Genomic DNA, 24,223 nt, shown 5'->3' with positions numbered 1-24,223 from the left:
GAACGGGGAGGACAACGTTAAACTGAAGCCAACGAATTCGGAACGGACAGATCATTCGGCGAGGTGACTCACATGAGGAAAAAAATCGGCGCTCTGGCTTTGGGCGGCTGCCTGCTCCTGCTCGGCGCCCCCGCCATGGCCGGCGAAAAACTGACGCTGGCGCAGTGCGTCGAAAAAGCGCTGGCTTCTCATCCCAGTCTGACGGCCGCCGCGGGAACGGTGGAATCGCGCCACGCCGCCGCCTCGCTTTCGGCGACCGGCGGCCGCTTGAAAGCCAACGCGACAGGCTCTTACGCGCGCAGCGGTGCCACCAAGGGCGTGAACAGCGGCGGCAGCGACGGCGACTGGAACACCGGCGTCTCACTCTCGCAGACGGTGTACGACTGGGGCAAGACGAACGCTTCCGTGAAAAGCGCCGCGCTCAACGAAAAAGCCGCCCAGGAAACGCTGAAGCGCACCCGCGAGAGCGTGGTCGCCGACGTGCGCGACGCCTATTACAGCCTGAACAAGGCCGTGCGCGACACGGCGGTGCAAAACGAACAGGCGAAAAACTACCAGAAACGCCTCGATTGGGCCAAATCCTACTATTCGGCAGGCACCAAGGCCAAAATCGAAGTTACCAAGGCGGAGACCGACCTGGCCAACGCCAAACTCTCGCTGATCAAAGCCGAGTCCGCGGCGGAGCAGTACAAGGCCCAGCTCGCCTCGGCGATGGGAACGCCGGAACTGGAGATCGACGGCGTCGCGGACGAACTGGATTACGAACAATGGGACATCGCCCTCAGCGACGCGCTGAAGCGCGCGGCGGCGAACCGCGCCGACCTGGCCGCTCAGGACCTGCTGGTGGATAAGGCGAAGACCGACGTGACGTCGGCGAAACTGACGAACGCCCCCGACCTGACCGCCAGCGCCGGTTACAGCTTCGGCGGCTCGGGGTTTTACGACGATGACCAGTGGAGCGCCAAGCTCAGCCTGTCGATCCCGATCGGCGACGGCGGCGAGACGAAAGCGCGCGTGGCCGGCGCCAAAGCCGACCTGAAAGTAGCGCAGGCCAACCGCGACAAACTGGCTCAGGACGTCGTGCTCGACGTGCGCCAGGCCTGGCAGAGCCTTCAGGAAAGCGCCGCTTCCATCACCGCCGCCCGCGCCGCGGAACGGCAGGCCCGCGAAAATCTCGACTTGGCGCTGGGCCGCTATCGGGCCGGCGTGGGCGACAGCCTGGAAATTTCCGACGCCGTCGACGCCTACGCGCAATCGCAGACGACGCTGATCGCGAGCCTTTACGATCACAAAGAGGCGCGGCTCAGCCTCGAGAAAGCCATGGGGGAGGTTTCAGGATCATGAAACTGAAAAGGATCGTTACGCTTCTTATCATTGCCGCGCTCAGCTGCGGAGGCGTGTATTGGTACAGCGAACGGCGCGCCGCCAGCGCCGACGTAAGCTACCGCACGGCCCTCGCCGAGCGCGGCTCGCTGCGCAGCGTCATCCAGGCGACCGGCACCCTGAGCGCCGAGGAGACCGTCGACGTGGGCACGCAGATCAGCGGCACCATCAACGACATCTACGTGGACTACAACGACAAAGTCACGCAGGGACAGCTCATCGCCGTGATGGACAACCGCACTCAGCAGGCCGAAGTCGACATGGCCAAGGCCAACGTCCTCTCCGCCAAAGCGGATCTGGCCAAGGCACGGGCCACGCTGCTCAAGGCCAGCCGCGACCTGAAGCGTACCCGCGAGTTGATCAAAAAGGACCTGATCGCCCGCAGCGAACTCGACGCCGACGTAGCTTCCCAGTCGACCGCCAACGCCGACGTGATGGCCGCGCAGGCCAAAGTGTCCCAGTACGAGGCCACTCTGCGCAAGGCCGAGATCAGCCTCGGCTACACGAAAATCTATTCGCCCGTCGACGGCGTCGTCGTCGCCAAGAACGTGGAGAAAGGGCAGACCGTGGCTGCCAGCTATCAGACGCCCAGCATCGCCGAGATCGCCCGCGACCTCAAGCAGATGCAGGTCGAAGTCAACGTCGACGAGGCCGACATCGGCAGCGTCAAGGTCGGTCAGGACGCCGAGTTCACCGTCGACGCCTACGCCGACGCCACGTTCTCCGGCAAGGTCACGCAGGTGCGCATCTCGCCCAGCACCAGCGACAACGTCGTCAGCTACACGGTGATCGTCAAGGTCGCCAACGACGAAGAAAAGCTGATGCCCGGCATGACCGCCAACGTCTCGCTGGTCGTCACGGAAAAGAAGGACGTTCTGCTCGTGCCCAACGCGGCGCTGCGCTTCCGTCCCGTCGCCAACACCGCGGTGACCATGGGGCCGCCCTCGCGCCGCGGCACCGTGGCCGCGGTGGAGACGCCCGGCGTGTACGTGCTGATCGACAAAAAGCCCGTCAAGGTCGAAGTGGAAAAGGGCATCAGCGACGGCGACCGCACCGAGATCCTCTCCGGCCTCGAGGAAGGCACGAGGGTGCTGGTCGGCTTCAACCTTCAGTCGGAAAAGAAGACGAAATAAAATGCCGCTCGTCGAGCTGAAAAACGTCAAAAAAAGCTTCCGCCTCGGCGGCGAGCAGGTGGAGATCCTTCACGGCATCGATCTCGTCGTGGAGAAAGGCGAGTTCGTGGCCATGATGGGGCCGTCGGGATCGGGCAAGTCGACGACCATGAACATCCTCGGCTGTCTCGACAAGCCCACGTCCGGTCAATATTTTCTCGGCGGCCGCGACGTGTCGAAGCTGAAATCCGACCAGCTGGCGGCGATCCGCAACAGCACCATCGGCTTCGTGTTCCAAGGCTTCAACCTGCTGCAGCGCACCAGCGCCGTCGAAAACGTCGAGCTGCCCATGCTCTACGCCGGCGTGCATGCCAAGGAGCGCCGCGAGCGCGCCAAGGAAGCCCTGGTGCGCATGGGGCTGGGCGAACGGCTCTATCACGAACCGAGCCAGCTTTCCGGCGGCCAGCAGCAGCGCGTCGCCATCGCCCGCGGCATCGTCAACCACGCCCCCATCCTGATGGCCGACGAGCCCACGGGCAACCTCGATTCCAAGACCAGCGACGAGATCATGCGCCTGTTCCAGCAGCTCAACCGCGAAGAGGGCATCACCATCATCCTCGTTACCCACGAACCCGACGTGGCGGCCTTCGCCGGGCGCGAACTGCTCTTTCGCGACGGCACGATCCTCGAGGACAAGATCAACGAACGTCAGCGCACGTAAGGGGAGAAGCGAAAATGATCTCTTTTGTGGAAATCGTCCGCACCGCGCTGCGCGCCCTGCGGCGCAACAAAACCCGTTCGTTCCTGACCACGCTGGGCATCATCATCGGCGTCGGCGCCGTGATCGCGGCGTTCGCCGTGGGCGCGGGCGCCAACAAGGTGATCGACGAAGAGATCGCCTCGTTCGGCACCAATTCCGTGACCGTCATGCGCGAACGCAACGCCCAATCCACCGGCGACACGGCCAAGTACCTGACCGAGAGCGACGCCGAGGCGATCGCCGCCAACGTCTCCGGCGTCGAAGCCGTGGCGCCTACCGTGAACACCAGCGTGCAGGTCATCTACGGCAACACGAACTGGTCCACGTCGGTCTACGGCAGCACGCCGTCGTATGCCGACGTGAACGGCTACGCGATCGCCGCAGGACGCAACCTCAGCGAGTCGGATCAGCGCATGGGCAACAAGGTGGCCGTGATCGGCAGCACCGTGGCGCAGAAGCTCTTCGCTCACGAAGATCCGCTCGGCAAATCGGTCCGCATTGCCAAAGTGCCCTTTACCATCGTCGGCGTGTTCGCCGCGAAAGGACAATCCACCGGCGGCTTCATGGACCAGGACGACATGGTCCTCGTGCCGCTGAAGACGGCGCAGAGCCGTCTTGTCAAATGGGACAACACGCCCGGCCGCGTCGGCAACATTCAGGTCAAGGGCGTATCCATGGAATCGCTTTCGTACATCACCAGCGAGATCACGATGCTGATGCGCGAGCGCCACAAGATCCGCGGCGGCGAAACCGACGACTTTGCGGTGCGCAGTCTCTCGCAGATGCTCGAAGCGCGCCGCAAGACCACCAGCGTCACTTCCATGCTGCTGGCCTCCATCGCCGTTATCTCGCTCGTCGTCGGCGGCATCGGCATCATGAACATCATGCTCGTCTCGGTCACGGAGCGCACGCGCGAGATCGGCATCCGCATGGCCGTCGGCGCCAAGAGCATCAACATCCGCCTGCAGTTTCTGATCGAATCGGTGACGCTGTCGGTGATCGGCGGGGTCCTCGGCATCTGCCTGGGCATCGGTGCGGGCTATGCTCTGGCTTCGGTCACGCAGGCCCCGCCGGTGTTCACGCTCGGTTCCATCGCGCTGGCTTTCGTCTTTTCCGCGGCGGTCGGCATCGGCTTCGGCTATTACCCCGCGGCCAAGGCCTCGCTGCTCGATCCCATCGACGCGCTGAAATACGAATGATACTATTTCTTGATAAAAAGCATTAACCTTGTGTTCGGCTTTTTAATTGAGGAATGGTATAAGGCGCGAAGATCCGCGGTGCGATCTCAAGCGCGCCGCTTTCCCATACACGCTCTGCAGAGAAAAATCCTTTGAAGGAGGTATTCACATGAGACTCACTGACAGGAAATACGCGGTTCTGGCGCTGTCGGCGCTGGCCGCTCTGACGCTGGCCACCGCGGCTTGCGCGCGCCCAGGGCCGGAGTTCCACGGCGGGCCGCCGTCCTTCGGACACGGCCCCGGCGGCCCCGGCTTTCGCCCGGCCCCGCCTCCGCCTCGGCGCGACTGGCGCCCCGGGCCGCCGCCTTTCCACCCTGGCCCCGGCGGCCCCGGTTTTCGCCCGGCTCCTCCTCCCCGGCGTGACTGGCGTCCTGCCCCGCCCCCGCCCTTTTACCCCGGCTTCCGTCCCGCCCCGCCGCCCCCGCCCCGTCGTGATTGGCGCCCCGGGCCGCCGCCGCCCGACTGGGGACGGAGAATGCCGCCACCGCCGCCGGCCTGGCACCGTCCGCCGCCTCCGCCTCCGCGGTATTGGCGGCATCGCCGCGACCGGGACGACTTTCTTTTCCTGTTCCCGTTCCTCTTCGCCATCGCCGCCGGCAGCGACTAGCAGCTACAGAACCGTATAACGTCAAGCCCCCGGATCGTTCCATCGATCCGGGGGCTTGACGTTTCTTGCCCGTCCTGGAAACGCGCGCTCGGTTTGGGCGGTTGAAGCGGGCTCATACGTGATACGGAAGCGTGCGGAGGAACGTGTCGAGATGCCGTTCGAAGCGTGCGATCATCTTCGTCCGCCCGCTGCCGGGCGATTTGTGGAGGATGAGGAAGCATTCGCGGTCCGGGGGCTTTTCGGCAAAGGCGTGGATCTCGATTTCCCGATTGTCTCGATAGGCCGCGACGACGGATTCCGGGCACATGGCCCATGTCCTCGGAGCCAGATAATTCAGCAGCGCCGCCGGCGTGTCGACGTGGACGACGGGATGGGTCGACGGGTTCCACCAGTAATCGTGCCACTGCTGGATGGCGGGGCTCCAGGCGAGATAAATCTCGTCCTGCTTGCGAAGCTGCTGCGGATGAACGGCGCGTTCGTTCCAGGGGCTGCCGGGACGGCAGATCATGGAGATGGGTTCGCGCAGGACGGAGCGGGTGACGATATTGGCGTAACGGGCGTCGCGAAATACGAAGCCGACGTCGGCTTCCTTGTTGTCGACGAGGTCGTATATCTCCAGCGACTGCTGAGTGCGCAGGCGCGGAAAATAGCCGAGGCCCGGAAGCCGCTTCAAGAAAGGTCCCAGCACGAAATTGATCAAACTGTCCGGACTGGCGATGACCAGCGACTGCTCCGGTTCCGTGTCCTTTAAGCGGAGGATTTCCTGATAGCTGTTTTCCCATTTTTCCGCCAGTTCGAGAAAGCGCGTGCCCTGTTCCGTGATTTCGACGCGGCGGATTCCCTTCTGCCGTTCGATCAGTTTGATGCCCAGCTCCCGTTCGAGGCGCAAGAGTCTCTGGCTGATGGCGGACTGGGAGAGCATCAGCGCCTGCGACGCCTGAGTGATGCTGCGGCTGCTGATGATGGCGCGGAAAAGCTCGATATCGAAAGAGTCCATTCTCCTGCCTCACCGGGGGATAAATAGTGATTTTGTTGATGTTAAATATTAAAATTATTCGTTGGACACTGTAATTAGCCAATGATACCATGTAAAAAAATAAAAAGAAACATGGGAATCATATAGAGAAGGAGGAATTGACCGTGTCTTTGAATTTGAACCGAGAGATCGCTGCGATCGTTCCGTCGGCGTCGATGGTGACCATGGCCAAAGCGAAAAGGCTGAAAGCTGTGGATGCGGAGATCGTGGACCTGGCCGGAGGCGAACCGGATTTCGACACGCCCAGGAAGATCTGCGACGAACTGTTCCGTCAGATCAACGCCGGCTATACGCACTACACCGTGGGCAACGGCTTGCCGGAGCTGCGCGAAAAGATCGCTGCCAAGCTCCGCGCCGAGAACGGCTGCGCCGGCTATGACGCCGACAGCGTGATCGTCACGCCGGGCGGCAAGTACGCCATTTATGCCGCCGTGCGCGCGCTGGTGAATCCCGGCGACGAAGTGATGTACCTGACGCCGGGCTGGGTGTCGTATCCGGCCATCGCGCAGGCGGCCGCGGCCGTTTCCGTGGCGGTTCCCCTCGATCCCGACGAAGGCTACCGCATAACCGAAGAGACTCTGGAAGAGAAAGTCACGAGCAAAACGCGCCTGCTCATCGTCAACTATCCCAACAATCCCACCGGCCGGGTGCTGACGCGCCCCGAGGCGGAAATCCTGCGCGGCTTCGTGCTCCGCCACCCCGACGTCGTCTTGCTGTCCGACGAGATGTACGAGAAGATCCTCTTCGACGGAAACGAAAACGTCAGCCCGGCCTCCTACGCCGACATTGCGCCGCGCGTCGTCACGGTCAACGGCTTTTCCAAATGCGTCGCCATGACGGGGTGGCGCATCGGCTACATGGCGGCCTCTCCCGAGATCGTCAAGGTGGCGGCGAAGCTGTTTCAGCACACGATTTCCTGCACGAGCGGCTTCATCCAGAAAGCCGCGGCGGTGGCCTTCGAATGCGGCGAGGAGATCGAAGCGATGCGCCGCGCATATCAGGAGCGCCGCGACTTTTTCGTCGGCGGTCTGAACGCCGTTCCCGGCGTGCACTGCGAGATGCCCGAGGGGGCTTTTTACGCTTGGACGAAATTCGATCTGCCCGGCATGGATTCGAACCAGGGCGGCGAGTATATCCTGAACAACGCCAAGGTGGTGGGCGTGCCCGGCGTTTCTTATGGGGAAGAAAAGGGCTGCTGGATGCGTTTTTCCTTTGCGACCGACGACGCGCAGCTGCGCCGTGCCGTGGCGAACGTCGCGAGAATGATGAAAGGACTGAGAAAATAACATGAGCACGATTGGCTGTCGGATCCGCGCCGATTTTCCCCGTCCGTCCCGGGAACTGGTGGAACTGTTTCGCAGCGTTCCCGTGGCGAACATCGACGACTGCATGAACCGCATGGCCGCCGTCGACGCGGCGATCCGTCCGCTGAACGCGGCGCCGCTGCTGGGCACGGCTTTTACGGTCAAAGTCGCCGAAGGCGACAACCTGATGTTCCACAAGGCCATGGACATGGCAAAGCCCGGCGACGTGTTCATGATCGACGCCGGCGGCTGCACGGAGCGTTCTATTTTAGGCGAGCTGATGCTGACGTACTGCAAAGTCCGCGGCGTGGCCGGCGTGGTCGTGGACGGCGCGGTGCGCGACGCCGGCGCCATCGCCGGGATGGACCTGCCCGTTTACGCGCGCGGCGTCACTCCCAACGGGCCGTACAAAAACGGCCCCGGCGAGATCAACTATCCAATTTCCCTGGGCGGCGTGATCGTCAACCCCGGCGACATCGTGGTGGGCGACGCCGACAGCGTGCTGGTGATCCGTCCCGGCGAAGCCGAGGATCTCGCCAAAGCCGCCCGCGCGGTGGTCGAGAAGGAAGCGGCGATCATGGCGGGCATTCTCAGGGGCGAATACCCGCGTCCCTGGGTGGACGCCAAGCTCGAGGAGCTGGGCTGCACGGTCGAATAACTCTTGGCCGTATAAAGAAATGTCGCGTCCGGACGAACGGAACGGTTTTATCGCAGATTGCAGAAGGAGGGTTACTATGAACTTTTGGTCCAAGCTGTCCATGTCCCGCAAGATCGTCGTCATGATGTGCGTCGGTATCGCCGCCGGCGTTTACTGGGGGCCTGCCGTGACGGTGATCAAGCCCGTCGGCGACCTGTTCCTGCGCCTGCTCAAGATGCTGATCGTGCCGCTGGTGTTCTTCACTCTGGTCGCCGGTGTGACCAGCATGGAGAGCCCCGGCAGCCTGAAAAAGATCGGCGGTTTCATCGTCGCCTTTTACCTTTTGTCCTCTCTCGTTTTCGCCGCCGTGGGCACCGGCGTGGCGCTTGCGCTCCGCCCCGGCAGGGGAGCGGAGGGTGTGCTCGGCTCCGTGGTCAAGGAAGTGACGGTCGGCAAGTATTCGGCGATCGACACGATCCTCAACTGGATTCCCGAGAATCCCGTGGCGTCTATGGCCAACATGAACATGATCCAGGTGATTTTCTTCGCGCTGATCACGGGCGTGGCGCTGCTGCACCTGAAAGACAGGGTTCCCGCGGCGATCGCCTTCTTCCGCAACATGGCCGATGTGATGATCAAAATCACCGAGTTCGTCATGGTTTTCGCCCCCTACGGCATCGGCGCGCTGGTCGCCTGCGTGGCGGGCACGATCGGCGGCAAGATGATGACGGCGATCGCCAAGTTCTTCGTCGCCGATTATGCGGCGGTCCTGGCGGGCATGTTCGTCGTGTATCCGCTGGCGCTGAAGATCTGGAACGTTCCCGCTCTGCGCTTCTTCAAGCACGTGGCTCCGGCCATGCTCGTGGCCGCCACGACGACCTCCAGCGCCGCGACGCTGCCGATGGAGATGAACATCGCCGAGGAAAAACTCGGCCTCGACGAGAGCGTTTACGGGTTCTCGCTGCCGCTGGGCAACACGATGAACATGAACGGCATGGCCGCCGCTTTCGGCGTGATCGCCGTCTTCGCCTTCGACATCTTCGGCGTGGAGATCACGCCGCTCCGTCTCGTGCAGACCATTCTGCTGGGGCTCATGCTGGCGGTCGGCGCCGCCGGCGTCAAGGGCGCGGGGATCGTCATGTCCGCCGTGTTCTTCGAGTCGCTGGGGCTGCCGCTTGGCCTCGTTCCCATCCTGGCGGCGATCTGGCCCGTGATCGACATTCCCCATACGACCGGCAACGTCACCGGCGACATGGTCGGCACGATGGCGGCCTGTGCCAAATTCGGCAAGGTGGACTGGAACGTTTTCAACGCCGACGCGTAGAGACCGCTCGCCCGCGTCTCCAGATCTTTGAAAGTTCTCTTTGACTGAAAAGCTCCCCGCCGGACAGCGGTGCCTTTGGCCTGTTCCCCAGTAAATAGACAAAGAAAAAAGCACCTGTCGTAGAAAAGCTTCGAATTACTTGGCTTTGCTCCGAATTTCAAACGGAGTAAGGCCATTTTTCATGTTGATCCGTTCGTAGTTGTAGAACTGTACGTACTCCCAAATAACGTTCTCCAGTTGAGCCATGTCCGTGAATTTAATGCGGTTCAGGCACTCGCTTTTCAGTGTTCCGAAGAAGTTCTCCATCGCTGAATTGTCATATGGGCAGCCTTTACTGGACATCGACGGCCGGAAATGACATTCTTCACTCAGGTTGCAATATGCTCCTGACGTGTATTGCGACCCTTGGTCACTGTGGAGGACGAGTCCGTCAGTGGCCTTTTCCTGTTTTAATGCCTGGGTTATGGTGTCAATGACCAGTGTCGATGTCATATCTGTTCCAAGCCGGCAGTTCAGCACCATCTTTCCGCAAAGGTCGATGACAGCGCACATGTACGCCATGCCATGTTTTGTTGGGATATAAGCGATGTCTGCTGCCCAGCAGCGATTGGGAAATGTTTGGATAAACTGACGCCGAAGAATGTTTTCGTAGCGGTGAGCTGTCTCTTTGGAGCTGGTATAAGCCCGTCGGCGGCGAATCCGTGCAAGCGCGTCCATCTTCCGCATAACACGCGGAACTGCCTTGAGATTAACATGAACATGGCTGTTCTGTTCGATCCATGCCTGAACGCGGCGGCATCCATATGTGTAATTGTTTTTACGCTGGCAGGCAGTTATCTGTTGCATAAGCCAGCTGTCCTTATCCGTTTTATGCTTTTGCTTTCTCCATGCGTAATACCCGCTGCGCGAGACCTCCAAAATGGAACACATTGCCGTAATAGGATATTTCTCTCTCAGACGTTCTATGACACGATATTTGAGCCTCACCGCCTTCCAGCTTCGGATAGAAAATTTCGCAGTACCTCGGTACGCATACGTAATTCGATACACTCGTTTCTAAGAGCGGTCAATTCATCGGCATCCTTTCGCAAAGGTCTGCCCTTCCTGCGCAGGATGTAACCTTGTTCAATCAGCCGGCCCTTTCGGTTCTGACGTTTGATCAGCCCTTTCAGCTGCTGCAGCGAAAGGTGATAGGATTCTGCTATTTGCCTGTTCGTCTCTCCGGAACTTTTGCGACGAAAAATTTCGGCTGATAAATGTTCTACTTGGGTGTAATTCCTTGCCATAGCAAGACCTCCTGTTGTTGAGTTCATTCTACAACAGGAGGTCTTTTTATTCTCTGGCCTTTAAACGGGGTACAGTCCAGGATGAATCCGTTTTCAGGGGAATTTTTTTATGGAGCTGTCTTACTCTATTCCAGCGTCTTCATGAACTGGCTGATGCCGTCCAGGGCGGCTTTGAGGTACTCGGCGGTGTTGCCGGCGTAGCCGAGGCGGAAGCAGCCGGGCATTTCGAAGCAGTCGCCGGGCGACACGAACACGCCGGTCCGGTCGAAGAGTTGCTGGCAGAAGTCGTACGAGTTCATGTCGAAATCGTAGTAGAGCAGCGTGATCGAGCCGCCCTGCGGCTTCACCCAGGAGATGTGCGGCTCGCTTTGCACCCAGCCCTCGACGATCTGCAGATTGTCGCGGATCACGCGCTGTCCGCGTTCGATCAGCGTGCCGGCGTGTTTCAGCGCCAGCGCGGCGATGGTATCGTCGAGGTTGCCGCAGCTGACGAGGTTGTAGTCGCGGTGCGACAGGCAGGAGACGACGAAATCGCGGTCGCGGCAGGCGATCCAGCCCATGCGCAGCCCCGGCATGGAGAACACTTTCGAGGTGCTGCTGGTGGAAATGCCCTTTTCGTACAGGTCGGCCGCCGAGTCGATCCATTCGCCGTTCTGCGTCAGGTGCCGGTAGGATTCGTCGCAGAGCAGCCAGGCCCCCGCGGCGCGGGCAATGCCGACGACGCGGCGCAGCGCTTCGTTGGAGATGACGGAGCCGCAGGGATTGTTGGGGTTGATGATGCAGATCATTTTCGTCCCGGAGGCGGCCAGACGTTCCAGCTCGTCGAGATCGGGCTGGAAGCCGTCTTCCTTGCGGAGCTTGAGCCACTTTACGTCGGCGCCATAGCCTTCGGGGATCGAATAGAGCTGCTGATAGGTCGGCACGATGCTGACCACGCGGTCGCCCGGTTCGATGAGCGTGTAGAAGACGTGGTGGTTCGCGCCCGCGGCGCCGTGCGTGGGGACCACGTCCGCGGGCTTCAGCGTGCGGTACAGGCCGCAGACGCCCTGCAGCAGTTCCGGCGAACCGCCGATGTGGCCGTAGGACAGGCGGCGCGAGCAGAGCTCCTCGAGAAACGCTTCCCGATCGGTTCCCGTCAGTTCCAACAGGCCCTCCAGCGTGAGATTGACCACGCCGGTACTGGAGATGTTGTATTTGGCGGTCTGTTCGTGAGCGTTGATCCACTCTTCGACTTTAAACGGCTTGATGTCCATGGAGATTCCTCCGTCACAGCGGCAGGAATTCGGGCTGGTGATTCTTGAACACGCAGTAATATTTGAAGCCCGCGTCCTTGAGAATGTCGCCGGCGATGTCGAAGCACGCGCCGATCCGCTCCGGGAAGTGCGCGTCGGAACCGAGCGTGACCAGCTCGCCGCCCAGCTCGCGGTAGCGCTTGAACACCTCGCGTCCGGGGCTGGAGTCGCGCATGCCCACGACGAGCGATTTGGTGTTCAGCTCGACGGCTTTGTTCTTTTTGATCGCCGTGAGCAGCATGGCGTCGATCAGGTCGGCGTACTGCGCGTAAGCGAAGCCCTCGTTTTTGCCGGGAATGTCGCGCAGCACGTAATCCAGATGACCAACGGTGTCGTAGCCGTCGGTGACGGACAGGTTTTCCAGCTCGGTTTCGAAGTAGGCGCGGATCGAAGCCTCCTTGCTGCGCCCCTCGTAAAGCGTCTGGTCCTCCGTGTCGCGCCCCTCGAAAATGTGCGTCGAGCCGATCACCATGTCGAACGGATAACCGGCGTAGACTTTGTTGTGTTTTTCCGCCAGGTGGGGCTGCAGGCCGAACTCGATGCCCAGGAGCATCTCGATGCGCCCTTGGTAGGCCTCGCGCGTTTCCAGCAGTTTTTCGACGTAGGCGCCCACGTCGCCGTTTTCGTTCAGCTGGTAGATGCTGTGCCATTGAGGATAGTCGTAATCCTGGTGGTCGGTGATGCAGACGTACTTCATCCCCAGTTTGACGGCGCGGTCGAGCTGGTCTTCGATCGTCGTCTTTGAATCGCTCGAAGCTTCCGTGTGAATGTGAACGTCGCAGTACATTTTCACGCGCCTTTACTGCGCGGCGGCGCGCCGGGCGGCTTTTTCAAGCTGCTTGCGGGTGGGGGAAGTGCGCAGGCACAGGCCGGTGAAACCGTAGAAAATGGCGAGGAGCCAGACGATCCAGCTGAAGAAGGAGTAGCGCAGGAACGTCGTGCTTGACGAGAAGAGCACGCTGGCGTAAAGAATCCCCGACGAAGTCCAGGGGAAGAACCCCGAAGTGCCCGTGCCGAAGTCTTCCAGCGTGCGGGACAGGTTCAGCGTGTTGACGCCCATCTCTTCGTATTTCGATTTGAACATGCTGCCGCCGATCAGCAGCGAGACCGTGGAAGAACCGCCGACGGCCGTCAGCACCACCATCGAGATTCCCGTGGTGAGGATCAGGCTGCCCGTGCTCTTGACGAAGCCCATCAGCGAGTCCAGCAGCACGTCGAGACAGCCGCACTGCTCGGCGATGGCCGCGAAGTAGAAGCACAGCCAGGTGGCGACGAAGGTCTTGTTCATGTCGGCGATGCCGCCGCGCTCGAGCAGCGTTTTGGCCGCCTTGCTCATGGTTGCGACGTCGAAGTCGGGGTGCGCCGCCAGCACCATTTTGGAGTTGAAGCCGCCGTACAGCACGTTGATGGCGTCCTTGGCGGAGAACCCCTGGTAGAGCACGCCGATGACGACGGCGATGAAACCGGCGCCGAAGAGCACCAGCGTGGTGGGTTTCTTTGTGAACGAGCCCCAAAGCAGGAACGCGACCGGGATCAGCAGCACCCAGTGGAACTTGAACATGGCGCTCAGCGACGCGAGCAGCGCCGCCGAATCCTTGCTGACCACCGCGGGAGTCTCGGGGGAGTTCATGCCGATGTAAACGTAAATGCCGATGGCGATCAGCGCCGCGGGAACGACCGTTTTGGACATGTTGATGATGTGATCGAAAATGTCGTTGTCAGTCGTCAGCGAGGCCAGGACCGTCGTGTCGGAAAGGGGCGACAGCTTGTCGCCGAACTGCGAACCGGCGTAGCAGGCTCCCGCCACCAGCCCCAGATTCACGTCCGGCATCGCCATGGCCAGCCCCATCATCGCGAGCCCCGCCGTGGACGCCGAACCGTTCGAGGTGCCGGTCACGGTCGAGAACACGCAGCAGAGCAAAAAGGCGCAGAGCGCAATCCAGCGCGGCGACACCACCTGCAGCCCGTAATAGATCAGCATCGGCAGCGTGCCGGAAAACATCAGCCCGCCCAGCATGAAGCCGATCGCCAGCAGAATCATGATCACCGGGACCGAACGGCCGATGCGCTTGCCCACGGCCGATTCCATCTCGTCCCAGGTGTAGCCGCACCGCCAGCTGATCAGCGCCGAATAGGCGGCGACCACGACCATCAGCGGCACGTAGTTCAGCCCCCACAAAGCGCCGGCGCCGAACGTCAGCAGCAGGAACACGACGGTCGAAACCGCTTCGAACGTGGTCGGTTTTCTTTTCTCTCGCACTTTCTTCTCCGCGCTGGACATGGAAAATCCCTCCCGATCGAGTGTTTTATGCCAAGGGAACCGGCGGTTCCCTAAACATCCTTTTGTTGCCGAATAAGTTTCAATTTGTATACAATGAAAAGCTTATGACAATAGAATTATACCTTATAGCAAAGCTTTGTCAATCAGGGCGAAGATACTTTTCAAGAACGCTGAAATGCCGCAGCGCAACGACGCGAGCAAAAATCGCGCCGGCGGAAAAACGTCGTGCCCAGACAAAAAGCGGAGTCGGCCGAGAAACTCGACCGCCTCCATTTTTTGTATGCGATTTTATTTTTTCTTCAGCTGACGCACCACGTCGATGACCGTGCCGTCGCGCCATTCGATGACGCCGACGATCCGGTCGGTGGTCTCGACGGGATCCATGGGGCCGGACATCCGCCTGGCCTTGTCGGCCAATTCGTCCATGGAGATTACCGGCGCGTCCCGGATCCCCCGGCACGCCTCGACCAGGTCGGCGCGGCGAGGATTGACGGTGATGCCGTATTCCGTGACGACGGCGTCGACGCATTCGCCGGGCGTCGTCACCGAGTAGACTGTGTCGGTGACGCAGGGGATGCGGCCGCGCAGCAGCGGCTGGGCGATGATCGTCAGCTTGGCGCCGGCCGCCGTGTCCTGATGGCCGCCGATGCCGTGCAGCAGCGCGCCGTCGGCTTCCGTGTTGACGTTGACGTTGAAGTCGCGGTCCACTTCCGTGGCGCCGAGAATGACCACGTCGAGCATGTTGACCGCGGCCCCCCGGTTCCATGGATTGGCGTACATGTCGGCGGAAATTTCCACGTGCCGCGGATCCTCGGCGATGGATTTGACCGCGCCGAGGTCGAAGGACTGCACGTCGAGCAGCTTGTCGACCAGCCCCTCGCGAAGCAGATCGACGAAATAGCTTGTGATGCCGCCCAGGCCGAAACTGCCCTTGATGCCTTTTCTGAGCATGGCCTCCTTCATGAACGCCGTCACGGCGAGGGCGATGCCGCCGGCGCCGGTCTGGAAAGAAATCCCGGATTGGAAGTACGGGCTCGCTTCGATCAGTCTGGAAGCGTAGCGGGCGATGAGCAGCCGCAGCGGATCTCTCGTCACCTTGGTGGTGCCGGAGACGATGCCCGCGGGATCGCCGATGCTGGGGACCGCGACGACGAAGTCGGCGCAGGTCTGGTTGATCGAGATCGGCGCGTTGGGATAGGGCACGAGGTTGTCGGTGACGGCGACGACGCAGTCGGCGTACTGACAGTCGGTGAAGGCGTAGCCCAAGGACCCGCAGGCCGAGGGGCCCTGCACGCCGTTCATGTTGCCGTAACGGTCGCACGACGGCGCGGCCATGAAAGCCACGTCGATATGCACGTCGCCGCACATGATGGCGCGCGGGCGGCCGCCGTGGCTGCGCAGCACTGCGGGCGCCCCGAGTCCGCCCGCGGAGATGAGCTGGCCGATGGGGCCGTTGACGGATCCCCAGATGTGGGCGATGACGCCTGATGTGATATGGTCGATCAGATGCCTGTGCACGCCGAAAAGCGCCGTGGGAAAGATGGTCAGGTCGCGGATGCCCATTTCCGCGCAGGCGTCGATCACCTGATTGACCACGGAGTCGCCGTCGCGCAGATGATGGTGGAAGGAGATGGTCATGCCGCTTTTCAGGCCGGACGCGGCGATGGCGGCTTTGAGACCGGGCAGCACCTTGTCGGTGCGGTCGGCGTTGGTGACGCGCAGACGCGGGCCGACGACATTGCCCGACGGCTGAAGGACGAAAGCGCCGCGATAGGGTTTGACTTTTCCGTATCCTTCGATAAAGGCGGGGATGTCCCGTCCCAGTGCGTTGAGAGGCATGGCTATTCGTCCTCCTTTTCCAGGCCGGCCTTGACGAGAATGTAACGGGCGCGCTTGACCACGGGAACGTCGACCATCCGCCCGTCAACGGACACCGTGCCGAGGCCGCGCGCGCGGGCGTCCTCGGCCGCGGCGATGATGCGCTGCGCCTTCTCGATCTCCTTTTCCGAGGGCGTGAAGATCTCGTGGATGACGGGGATCTGGTTGGGATGGATGACGCTCTTGCCGTCGAAGCCCAGATCCTTGGAAAACTGGGCGTCGCGGCGCAGACCTTCGCCGTCGGTGACGCGGGGAAACATCAGGTCGATGGCGTCCACGCCGGCGGCGCGGGCGGCGATGACGATCATGCGGCGCGACCACTCCAGCTCGGTGCCTTCGGGCGTGCGGCTCGTCTTCAGATCGGCGACCAGATCTTCGCCGCCGGGCAGGATGGCGGTCACGCGCCTGGAAGCCGTGGCGACGTCGTAGGCATGCCAGATCCCGTAAGCCGTTTCGAGGATGCAGAACAGCTTGATGTGCCCCTGCGCGATGCCGTATTTGTCCTCGAGGCGGCTCAGCTCTTCGTCCACGTCCCTGATGACCTGCGGGCTGTCGGCCTTGGGCAGGCGGACGCCGTCGAGGCGTTTGCAGGGAACGACGGCCTCGAGGTCTTTCTTCCAGAACTCCGTGTCGGCGCCGTTGATGCGCACCGTCACTTCCACGCTGCCGAAGTCGCCGCGCTGGAGAAATTTGGAAATCATGATGCGGGCCGCGTCCTTTTCAGAGAGCGCCACGGCGTCCTCCATGTCCATGACGATGCCGTCGGAGCCGAAGAGATGACCGCGCACCAGCATATTGGGATTGTTGCCGGGCAGATAGAGCATCGTGCGGCGCATTATCTCTCACCTCTCAGGCGCTTCACGGCCGTCTCGACGCGCGCTTCCAGCACCACGTCGAGCGCGCCGCGGTCGTTCACGTTCACCGTCAGGTCGTTGGCGCCCAGCGTTTCGAGCGTGTCCCTGACGGTCTTTTCCATGGCGGAGCGGAAGCGGCTGACGCCGCTCCCTTCAAGTTCGACGGCGAGGCCGGAACCGCGGCCGCCTTCGCTGACCGTGACCAGACAGTCCATGGATTCCAACGTGCCCGCGCTTGCAGTTTTCATGCTGTTGCCCTCCTTGGGAAATCGGTTCTGCTTCGAAAAACGACGCCCATCCGTTACAGATCGCAGACGACTCGCCCTTCTTTGCGGGGCAGCGGCGCCGGAACTTTCACGGCCGGGTAGCCGACGGAGACGCTGGCGAAAATGTCCTCCTCGTCGCGGAGCCCCAGCGCCTCGAAAAAGGCGCGCACTTCGGGCGCGCCCGTGAGCCAGTGCGGCTGATTGCTCCAGCAGCCTGCCAGTCCCAGCGCCGAAGCGGCCAGGAGCATGTTTTCGGCGGCCGCGGCGCATTCGGCCATGCTGTTTTCACCCCTTTGCGGGGCCACGGCGCTGATCAGCGTGGGGGCGCGGTGGATAAAATGATAGCCGGGCGTTCGCGCCCGCAGGACGGCCGACTTCATCACGCTGCCGTCGACCGGCTGCCGCGCCGCCAGCTGCCGCTGAATAACCTGGTTGAGCGCCGCCAGCGTCTCCGGTTTCTGGATGACGAAAAAGCGCGTGTTCTGCGAATTCTTGCCCGTGGGCGCGTAAAGCGCCGCTTCGAGAATCTGCCTCAGCTCCTCCGGCGCGATCTGGCGTTCCTGATAGGAGCGGATACTGCGCCGTTCAAGCATGGCGGCGATCACAGCGTTCATATTCTAGTCCCCTTTCCCGGCGAAGTAAACGATCCTGTTATAAAAGGAGCGGCGTCGTCTTTGCTCATATAAAATTCGGCACGAAGAGAACTTCGTGCCGAAAAACTCTTCAGTCGCGGACGTAGACCCAGCCTTCCATGATGCGGCGCGCCGTGCGGTCGAGATTGCCGCTCAGCACGGTATGAGTGCCGTCGGGGTTGTCTTTCAGATCGGCGTAGGCGTCCATGATGCCCCAGGGATGGCCGATGCGGATGTGCGCGGCGTGGTTGTCGGGGCGCTTGCCGCGGCCGCAGACGATCTCGTTGACGATCGTGCCGGGAGTGTTGGCGGCGGTGATGGTGCAGATCGCGCCGGTGCCCATGTAAGCGTCGATCATCTTCATGTTGACCGAGAACAAACGTCCGACCAGGTCGATATCTTTGGCGGAGATGGCCTTGCCGCTGCCGGCCGTGTAATCGACGGGCCGGCGTACGAAAGCGATCTTGGGCAGCGTCTGGCTGTTCTTTCTGGCGTCATCGAGATCTTTGGCGAAGCCCAGCGTGATGGCGCCGGTGCCGCGGATGATTTCGAGGACGCGGCAGATTTCCTGGCAGTTCGGCAAGGCGTTGAACTCCGCCGGAATTTCGGTGCCGGAGACGCCGAAATCCTCCGGATGGACGAAGATCACGGGATTGGCGGCGTCGATGAAGCTGTACTCGTAGGTCGTGCCGTCGACGGCGATGGAGTCTTTGACATGACCGGTCGGCAGCAGCTTGCCGGAGGCCGCTCCCTGAGGCGCCACGAACTTGAGCGTGACTTTTGCGGCCGTACCGGGAACGCCGTCGATGGCGAAATCTCCTTCGGTGACGGTGCGGCCGTCTTTGACGGGAACCTGGGCGACGATTTCCTTCTGCGTGTTGGTGTTGAAGATGTGAACTTCCGTCATGGGCTCGACGGCTTTCACCAGGCCTTCGTCGATGGCGTACGGCCCGACGGCGGATGAGATGTTGCCGCAGTTCATGGTCTTGCCCACGATCGGCGCCGTCACGTCGACCTGGCCGAACGAGTAATCCACGTCGATGCCGGGACGGCTGCTTTTCTTGATCACGGCGACCTTGCTGGTGGACGTGCTGGCGCCGCCCATGCCGTCGATCTGGCGGCGATCCGGCGAACCGAAGGCGGAAAGAATCACCTTGTCGCGTTCCGCCACGTCCTGCGGCAGGTCCTCGTCGCGAAAGAACACCGCCTTGCTCGTGCCCCCGCGCATATAGACGCAGGGAATCTTTCTGTTGGGCTTGTAGTCGGCCATCGTAAAGCTTCCTTTCTTATCCGCAATTTTTGAGATAGAATGTTTTTGGGAATGTGCAAATTTTATTTGCGAGGTGAAGCGTCGTGCTGAACAATTACAACTATTTCATCACTCTTGCCGAAGAGAAGAACATCTCCCGCGCCGCGGAACGGCTGTTTATTTCCCATCAGTGTCTGAGCAAATATCTGAAAAACCTCGAGCAGGAATACCGCGTCACGTTTTTTGAGCGCTCTCCCAGGCTGAAATTGACGGTAGCCGGAGAAGCCATGCTGAACATGCTGCGCCAAGTCCAGTTTCTCGAAAGGAACCTGGAAAGCCAGCTCGACGACATCCGCCAGTCCAGAAGGGGAATCATTCGTCTGGGAACGACCGAGGGCGCTATCGGATTCTGTTCCCCGATCTGCTCGCTCAATATAAGAAACTTTATCCCGAAGTGAGACTTGACGTGCATTATGCAAACTCGGAAGAATTGGCTAACGGGTATTCTCAGAAATGATTTTGATATTGTGATTATGAATAAAACCTTTGTTAATCTTTCTGAGTTTGAAATTCATCCGTTGCTTGATGAAAAACTTTATCTCGTCATCTCAGACAATATGTTGGCACAATATTTCTCTGGCCAATATCCTGAGTGTAAGTGTCGTTTTCAAAAGGAAGGCGTCAATCTTGCTGAATTTCAGGATGTTCCGTTTGTTTTGAATAGAAAGACCTTTAATTCAAGAATCTCTTTAGACGCGTATTTGAAAGCTCATGATTTGTGTTTGAAGTGCGTAATGGAACTTACACAGTTAGATGTTCATTTTCAGCTTTCTGCCCAAGACTACGCGGCGAGTTTCTGCTGGACGATGTACATACCAACAATACTTCAAATGAACAAGCTGCATCCTGAACATTATCTGAATATCTATTCAATTTGTGATGCAGAGATCACCAATCAGTTTGTCTGTGCTTTCCAGAAAAGGAAATTGCTCCCACGGTATGGCTGGGATTTAATTCAGCTGATAAAAAACACATGCAGTCGTTACTGTAATCCGGTACTGGGGTAAGAAACGGGACAATATTTTGTCCCGTTTCTTATTAGAAAATGACAAACTTATAGCGAATTATAACCCCGGTAACTATAAGCGTGATTCAGGAATGAAAACCGAGCCGTCAAGAATTTGACGTGCTGTACGATAGACTCCGCCGGAGATGATTTGGCCTTTCCTTTCATCAGTAATAACTTCCATAGGGCCGTAAGGCATGCCAATCAACAGTGTGTCGCTTTCGCGAGCGCGTTTACTCATTGCTTCGTAGACTAATGTCCCCGGGATTTTAGAAGCTGCACCGGTACATATAGCACCGGTAACCATATAGGCACGGTGCATTTTCTGCATGGAACAGAGACGGGCGGTGATATCTACGTTCTCTTTCTTTATCAGGGCGCCCTCAGGGTTTTTATAATCCTGAGGTTCGCTTACAAATCCGATTTTAGGATAGGCTGGACTTGTAGACGTAGCGAGTGAACGATCTTTTACGATCCCAATCATTTCTGCGGCAATGCTTCGGATTGACTCAATCAGTTTAAGAACCTCGGGCATGCTTTCTACTTCGGTAGGAAGTTCAGTGCCTTTTAATCCAATTTCGTTGGGCTTTAGGAATACGACTGGATTACCGGCATCAACGATGGAAACAGTAAATCTGCCATGTCCAGAGACTTCAATAATATCCTTGACATTGCCAGTGGGCAGTAACTTACCGGTGATTGAGCCGGAAGGTTCAAAGAACTTAACTATAAGGCGGGCCCCTGTTCCTGGGACACCGGGAATACGGTAGTCTCCATTGGAGAGCGCTCGCCCGTCTCTTACGGGATAGGTGACGTGAATGATTTTATCGGTGTTGGTGTTATAGATGCGCACCGTTGTTTCTGGTTCAACTGGTTTGAGTAAGTTATTGTTGATGGCAAAAATTCCTACTCCAGACGAAAGATTGCCGCAATTCCCTTTCCAGTCTACGATAGCTTTGTCAACGCTTACTTGCCCAAATGTGTAATCAACATCGGCATCCTCTCGGTTTGAAGGGCCAATAATGCAGACCTTGCTGGTCAGCGAATTGGCGCCGCCAAGTCCGTCGATTTGGCGTTGATCTGGAGATCCGAATGCGGCCAGGATGACTTTATCACGCATAGGCCCGGGGGCGGGCAGGGAATTCTCAAGAAAATAAATGCCCTTGCTAGTACCACCGCGGATGATGGAACAGGGAATGGTAAAAGCTTCTCGATACATAACTGATTCCTCCTAAATGGCAAGAGCCCCCTGAGAAAGACTCACAAAACGAAACTACTAGATTGCGCAGCAGTTAAGTGTGTTTAAGATGTTGGGACGACTAGATATCCTTGGAACACGAGCAATCTATATCAATGAGGCCTATTAAGAGCCAAAAAGAGAATTCTCGGAGCTATTGGCATTGGCGTCGCTGTTTGTCCCTTCCCCAAAAGGCTGCTATGAACGGGAAAAGTAATCGCTGGACGGGTATGGTAGATCAGCAGGTCCCTTTCTATTTAGCAAGACCAATTGCTTTGACGAGGACAGACATATCTTCATGGCCTTTCATGAGAACCTTGGTGAATTCCTCGCTGTTGGCGTAGACTTGCGGCTCGCCGAGCTTCTTGGCTCGCTCTTGATACTCAGTGGAAGCGATGATCTTGGCAAACGCTTCTTCAAGGTACTTACGGATCTCCATGGGCACATCCTTATGGCAAAACACACCACGCCAACTGGTCACAAGCGCGGGATAGCCTTGTTCATCAAACGTAGGAACGTCAGGTAGTTCTTCAAGGCGCTTCAAGCCGACCACGCCAATGACTTTCATTTGACCCGCCTTGACGTTCTCGCTGAGCGCGGGGAAAAAGGAACTGATTGCAGTGACATGACCGCCAAGCACATTGGCGATTCCAGGAGCAGTGCCCTTGGCGGGGATGTCCTTGGTTACATTAGCGATACCCATTTGATAAATGGCGTTGGCACCCTGAATGTGAAGGCTGCTGCCGACGCCGGGATGACTCCACGAGAACTGTCCTGGATGAGCTTTGGCCCACTCTACCATTTCTTTGGCATTATTGAACGGGGCGTCGGCACGCACGGCAAGCACCGAAGCAACGTCAGAACACTGGGCAACGCCGACGAACTCATCGGTCTTGTAACCAACCTTACCGAGAAGAGGAGCGGTGGGAAGCGACAGCGTCGCGTAAAGAATAGTATAGCCGTCTTTAGGAGCCTTGGCGACATAAGTTGTGCCAATTGCGCCGCCTGCGCCGGGTTTACAAACGATCTCGAGGGGCTGACCGAGGAACTTCTCCGCGCCGGGAGCGAGTATCTCTGCTGCTAGGTGCGTGCCGCCACCGGCAGCGTAGCCAACGACCATCGTGATCGGCTTGGTGGGGTAGGCTGCTACGGTTGCCGAAGCGCCGAGCGCTAGAATGCAGACAAACACAAACGCCATTTTCTTCATCAATTTCATTGAACTGCACCTCCGTAATGATTCGGACTTTTTAGCCCATAGGCGGCCGTGCACAATGCTGGCCATGTGTTCGTAATTGTTACGCTGCCTTTTTCTATTTTCTTGAACGGTACGCAAAGTAATAGAACGAGATGAGTGTCAGGGCCAGTAACCCTGCACAGATTGGTTTCTGGATGAACGTCATGTAATTGTTACCTGAAATACGCAGTGCGAGACGAAAATTAAGTTCCGCCTCGGGACCAAGGACAAACGCAATAATGAACGGTGCCAGCTGAAACTTGTAACAACGCAGGATATAGCCGAGCAAGCCGAAGCCCAACATCATAAAACAGTCGAACAAATTGCTGCGTACTGAGTAGGTCCCCACGATGCAGAGAATGAACACGCAGGGAAAAAGAATTGATTTACGAATCTTGACGATGCGCACAAACAACGGCAAGAAGATCATACCGAGAAAAAGGACTGCGATACAGGAGAGGATCAACGATACGTAGATCATATACACGTCGTTGATATGTTGTGTGAACAGAAGAGGCCCCGGCTTAAGTCCATGGGCGATGAACGCACCTACGAGAATGGCCGTGACCACATCGCCTGGAATGCCTAGCGCTAACATGGGGACGAGAGCCCCTCCGCAGACACCGTTGTTGGCTGACTCGGCCGCAGCGACGCCGCCGATGATGCCGGTACCGAACTGCTCAGGATACTTCGAACGGCGCTTCGCTTCTGCATAGGCGAGGAATGAGGCTGTGCTGCCGCCAACGCCGGGAAGAACGCCAATGAATGTACCGATGATACCGCTAATGAGGATATTCCACTTTTGGCTCCAGTATTCGCCAAACGTGAGACGATCACTTGACACATTGAGTAGCTTGGTAGGCTCGTTCAGGATTGTATTGCCGGAGCGTGGTTGCATCATTAGCTCGGACATGGCGAATATGCCGATGAATACGGAAAGCAGAGTGAAGCCATCGAACAACTCGAAAATACCGAATGTCAGACGCTCGGTACCGACAACAGGATCCTGTCCGACGCTGGCAGCCAGAAGTCCCAGTGTGGCCGCAACAAGTCCCTTGAGCAGGTTGTCGCCACATACGCCGGCTATCAGCGTCAGTGCCAGCTCCATGATGCCGAAATATTCGGCTGGGCCGAACTGGATCGACAGATTGGCCAGTGACTTGGCCAGGCAGATGAGGATGATACTGGAGATCAGGCCGCCACTGCATGAGGCAGTTAAAGCCATACCAAGCGCCTTGCCAGCTTTGCCATTGTTCGCCATCTGATAACCGTCGAAGGCGGTTGCAGCTGCACTAGCTGTGCCCGGAGTATTAATGAGAATAGCTGAGATCGATCCGCCATACATTGCGCCTTGATATGCACCGATTAGCATCATGATCGCATAGCTGGGAGGCAGGTAAAGCGACATGGGCAACAATAGGGCAATCGTCATGCTCGGGCTGATGCCGGGAAGCGCACCGCCGATGATGCCGCAGAAAGAGCCACCGACAAGGAAGAGAACGTTTTTCAGAGTGATAGTTCCTAATACCACAGTGAGAGTCTCCATT

Annotated in this window: 24 protein-coding genes; 9 read left to right on the top strand and 15 right to left on the bottom strand. The window is 59.0% G+C overall.

Annotation, left to right across the window (positions count from 1 at the left end; translation table 11 throughout):
- Positions 1 to 72: 72 nt before the first annotated feature.
- Genes FYJ74_RS05010 through FYJ74_RS04995 form a run of 4 tightly spaced genes read left to right on the top strand, consistent with a single transcriptional unit; the run spans position 73 to position 4,454 of the window.
- Positions 73 to 1,344 carry a TolC family protein gene (locus FYJ74_RS05010; RefSeq protein ID WP_154528491.1) on the top strand — a complete coding sequence of 424 codons (1,272 nt, stop codon included), beginning with the start codon at positions 73 to 75 and terminating at the stop codon, positions 1,342 to 1,344.
- On the top strand, positions 1,341 to 2,516 hold the full coding sequence (locus tag FYJ74_RS05005) for an efflux RND transporter periplasmic adaptor subunit (protein ID WP_154528490.1): 1,176 nt from the start codon (positions 1,341 to 1,343) through the stop codon (positions 2,514 to 2,516). Before FYJ74_RS05010 ends, FYJ74_RS05005 begins: the two co-directional genes overlap by 4 nt.
- Before the next feature lies 1 nt (position 2,517).
- Positions 2,518 to 3,216, top strand: coding sequence for an ABC transporter ATP-binding protein (locus FYJ74_RS05000; RefSeq protein WP_154528489.1), 699 nt, complete (start codon positions 2,518 to 2,520; stop codon positions 3,214 to 3,216).
- Positions 3,217 to 3,230: 14 nt separating this feature from the next.
- Complete coding sequence (locus FYJ74_RS04995) at positions 3,231 to 4,454, top strand: ABC transporter permease (protein ID WP_154528488.1); 1,224 nt, start codon at positions 3,231 to 3,233, stop codon at positions 4,452 to 4,454.
- A 22-nt stretch (positions 4,455 to 4,476) separates the two neighbouring features.
- Here the strand turns inward: FYJ74_RS04995 and FYJ74_RS04990 are convergent, their stop codons facing one another.
- Positions 4,477 to 4,704 (bottom strand): hypothetical protein, encoded by a 228-nt coding sequence (locus tag FYJ74_RS04990; RefSeq protein ID WP_154528487.1) that lies wholly within the window; start codon positions 4,702 to 4,704, stop codon positions 4,477 to 4,479.
- A gap of 508 nt (positions 4,705 to 5,212) precedes the next feature.
- Positions 5,213 to 6,097: a LysR family transcriptional regulator gene (locus FYJ74_RS04985; protein WP_154528486.1), complete on the bottom strand. Its 885-nt coding sequence runs from the start codon at positions 6,095 to 6,097 to the stop codon at positions 5,213 to 5,215.
- Between the two features lie 143 nt (positions 6,098 to 6,240).
- Between FYJ74_RS04985 and FYJ74_RS04980 the strand changes: the two genes are divergently transcribed.
- The 3 genes from FYJ74_RS04980 (at position 6,241) to FYJ74_RS04970 (ending at position 9,401) form a co-directional block, all read left to right on the top strand.
- Positions 6,241 to 7,422 (top strand): pyridoxal phosphate-dependent aminotransferase, encoded by a 1,182-nt coding sequence (locus FYJ74_RS04980; protein WP_326830874.1) that lies wholly within the window; start codon positions 6,241 to 6,243, stop codon positions 7,420 to 7,422.
- A 1-nt stretch (position 7,423) separates the two neighbouring features.
- Positions 7,424 to 8,098 (top strand): RraA family protein, encoded by a 675-nt coding sequence (locus FYJ74_RS04975; RefSeq protein WP_154528485.1) that lies wholly within the window; start codon positions 7,424 to 7,426, stop codon positions 8,096 to 8,098.
- 76 nt (positions 8,099 to 8,174) lie between these two features.
- Complete coding sequence (locus FYJ74_RS04970; protein ID WP_195838805.1) at positions 8,175 to 9,401, top strand: dicarboxylate/amino acid:cation symporter; 1,227 nt, start codon at positions 8,175 to 8,177, stop codon at positions 9,399 to 9,401.
- 135 nt (positions 9,402 to 9,536) lie between these two features.
- Here the strand turns inward: FYJ74_RS04970 and FYJ74_RS04965 are convergent, their stop codons facing one another.
- The 10 genes from FYJ74_RS04965 to FYJ74_RS04920 form a co-directional block, all read right to left on the bottom strand.
- Positions 9,537 to 10,331, bottom strand: a complete 795-nt coding sequence (locus FYJ74_RS04965; RefSeq protein WP_229769365.1) for an IS3 family transposase — start codon at positions 10,329 to 10,331, stop codon at positions 9,537 to 9,539.
- 53 nt (positions 10,332 to 10,384) lie between these two features.
- Positions 10,385 to 10,687: a hypothetical protein gene (locus FYJ74_RS04960; RefSeq protein WP_154528482.1), complete on the bottom strand. Its 303-nt coding sequence runs from the start codon at positions 10,685 to 10,687 to the stop codon at positions 10,385 to 10,387.
- Between the two features lie 125 nt (positions 10,688 to 10,812).
- Positions 10,813 to 11,940, bottom strand: a complete 1,128-nt coding sequence (locus FYJ74_RS04955) for an aminotransferase (RefSeq protein ID WP_154528481.1) — start codon at positions 11,938 to 11,940, stop codon at positions 10,813 to 10,815.
- 13 nt (positions 11,941 to 11,953) lie between these two features.
- Complete coding sequence (locus FYJ74_RS04950) at positions 11,954 to 12,766, bottom strand: histidinol-phosphatase HisJ family protein (protein ID WP_154528480.1); 813 nt, start codon at positions 12,764 to 12,766, stop codon at positions 11,954 to 11,956.
- A gap of 12 nt (positions 12,767 to 12,778) precedes the next feature.
- Positions 12,779 to 14,260: a Na+/H+ antiporter NhaC family protein gene (locus tag FYJ74_RS04945; RefSeq protein WP_154528479.1), complete on the bottom strand. Its 1,482-nt coding sequence runs from the start codon at positions 14,258 to 14,260 to the stop codon at positions 12,779 to 12,781.
- 288 nt (positions 14,261 to 14,548) lie between these two features.
- Positions 14,549 to 16,099, bottom strand: a complete 1,551-nt coding sequence (citF, locus tag FYJ74_RS04940; RefSeq protein WP_154528478.1) for a citrate lyase subunit alpha — start codon at positions 16,097 to 16,099, stop codon at positions 14,549 to 14,551.
- Between the two features lie 2 nt (positions 16,100 to 16,101).
- Positions 16,102 to 16,974 (bottom strand): HpcH/HpaI aldolase/citrate lyase family protein, encoded by an 873-nt coding sequence (locus FYJ74_RS04935; protein WP_154528477.1) that lies wholly within the window; start codon positions 16,972 to 16,974, stop codon positions 16,102 to 16,104.
- Positions 16,974 to 17,240, bottom strand: coding sequence for a citrate lyase acyl carrier protein (gene citD, locus FYJ74_RS04930; protein ID WP_154528476.1), 267 nt, complete (start codon positions 17,238 to 17,240; stop codon positions 16,974 to 16,976). The genes FYJ74_RS04935 and citD overlap by 1 nt, the downstream gene beginning before the upstream one ends.
- Positions 17,241 to 17,293: 53 nt before the next feature.
- Positions 17,294 to 17,872: a nitroreductase family protein gene (locus FYJ74_RS04925; protein WP_154528475.1), complete on the bottom strand. Its 579-nt coding sequence runs from the start codon at positions 17,870 to 17,872 to the stop codon at positions 17,294 to 17,296.
- A 109-nt stretch (positions 17,873 to 17,981) separates the two neighbouring features.
- Positions 17,982 to 19,160, bottom strand: coding sequence for a 2-methylaconitate cis-trans isomerase PrpF family protein (locus tag FYJ74_RS04920; RefSeq protein WP_154528474.1), 1,179 nt, complete (start codon positions 19,158 to 19,160; stop codon positions 17,982 to 17,984).
- Between the two features lie 83 nt (positions 19,161 to 19,243).
- Between FYJ74_RS04920 and FYJ74_RS04915 the strand changes: the two genes are divergently transcribed.
- Entirely contained in the window at positions 19,244 to 19,597 is a 354-nt protein-coding gene (locus FYJ74_RS04915; protein WP_154528473.1) for a LysR family transcriptional regulator, read from the top strand.
- 15 nt (positions 19,598 to 19,612) lie between these two features.
- A complete protein-coding gene (locus tag FYJ74_RS04910; protein ID WP_154528472.1) occupies positions 19,613 to 20,206 on the top strand; it encodes a LysR family transcriptional regulator substrate-binding protein in 594 nt (197 codons plus the stop codon).
- Between the two features lie 72 nt (positions 20,207 to 20,278).
- Here the strand turns inward: FYJ74_RS04910 and FYJ74_RS04905 are convergent, their stop codons facing one another.
- The 3 genes from FYJ74_RS04905 to FYJ74_RS04895 all read right to left on the bottom strand — a co-directional run bounded on the left by FYJ74_RS04905 (position 20,279) and on the right by FYJ74_RS04895 (position 24,222).
- The gene (locus FYJ74_RS04905; RefSeq protein WP_154528471.1) at positions 20,279 to 21,424 is read right to left on the bottom strand and encodes a 2-methylaconitate cis-trans isomerase PrpF family protein; all 1,146 of its coding nucleotides are present in this window, start codon (positions 21,422 to 21,424) and stop codon (positions 20,279 to 20,281) included.
- A 271-nt stretch (positions 21,425 to 21,695) separates the two neighbouring features.
- Positions 21,696 to 22,658: a Bug family tripartite tricarboxylate transporter substrate binding protein gene (locus tag FYJ74_RS04900; RefSeq protein WP_195838804.1), complete on the bottom strand. Its 963-nt coding sequence runs from the start codon at positions 22,656 to 22,658 to the stop codon at positions 21,696 to 21,698.
- A 94-nt stretch (positions 22,659 to 22,752) separates the two neighbouring features.
- Entirely contained in the window at positions 22,753 to 24,222 is a 1,470-nt protein-coding gene (locus FYJ74_RS04895) for a tripartite tricarboxylate transporter permease (protein ID WP_154528469.1), read from the bottom strand.
- Position 24,223 lies beyond the last annotated feature (1 nt).

Origin of the sequence: Pyramidobacter porci (assembly GCF_009695745.1) — a bacterium.
In the GTDB taxonomy this organism is placed as follows: Bacteria; Synergistota; Synergistia; order Synergistales; family Dethiosulfovibrionaceae; genus Pyramidobacter; species Pyramidobacter porci.
Note: the sequence above shows the minus strand (reverse complement) of the source record. Positions and strands in the feature narration are given on the sequence as shown.